At 60.9% G+C, this 728-nt stretch carries 2 protein-coding genes; both read right to left on the bottom strand.

What is annotated here, in order from left to right:
* The coding region (locus tag OQK_RS31920; RefSeq protein WP_443216324.1) for a hypothetical protein at positions 1–105 on the bottom strand (105 nt) is incomplete at its 3' end.
* Positions 106–217: 112 nt separating this feature from the next.
* A partial coding sequence (locus OQK_RS01225) for an efflux RND transporter permease subunit (RefSeq protein ID WP_016770749.1) occupies positions 218–728 on the bottom strand: 511 nt, incomplete at its 5' end.

Genomic DNA, 728 nt, shown 5'->3' with positions numbered 1-728 from the left:
CGATACCGGCAACAGACCGAAGCTGACCCCGCCGAGCAACATGATTGCCAGCGAGAGCAGCATGGTTGCTACGGGGCGTTTGATGAAAGGGCCGGAGAGGTTCATAGCGTCGAGCTCCAAGCTGCAAGCTGCGAGCTACAAGCTGTTCCTGCGCGCGCAGGCTGCTGTTTTCTTGCAGCTTGAAGCTTGCAGCTTGAAGCTGCTTTCACCACGCCGCTCACACCACCTCTCCCGCGACAGGCTTGGTCCAACGCCGCCCCAACCGATCAAAAGCCAGGTAAATCACCGGCGTGGTGAACAGCGTCAACACCTGGCTCACCAGCAAACCGCCGACCATCACCAGACCCAACGGCTGACGCAGTTCCGCGCCAGACCCCGTGGCCAGCATCAGCGGCACTGCGCCGAACAACGCCGCCAGCGTGGTCATCAGAATCGGCCGGAAGCGCAGCAGCGCCGCTTGATAGATCGCCTCTGCCGGGGCCATGCCCTGGGTGCGTTCGGCGTCGAGGGCGAAGTCGATCATCATGATCGCGTTCTTCTTGACGATACCGATCAGCAGGATGATGCCGATGATCGCGATCATGCCCAAATCGTTGCCACTGAGCAGCAAAGCCAGCAAGGCACCGACCGCTGCCGACGGCAAGGTCGAAAGAATGGTGATCGGGTGGATGTAGCTCTCGTAGAGCACGCCTAGCACGATGTACATGGTCACCACCGCCGCCAGAATC

This window comes from Pseudomonas sp. R62, from assembly GCF_000257605.1.
Lineage (GTDB): Bacteria > Pseudomonadota > Gammaproteobacteria > Pseudomonadales > Pseudomonadaceae > Aquipseudomonas > Aquipseudomonas atacamensis.
The sequence above is the reverse complement of the archived record's forward strand: the minus strand, read 5'-3'. Positions and strand labels throughout refer to the sequence as shown.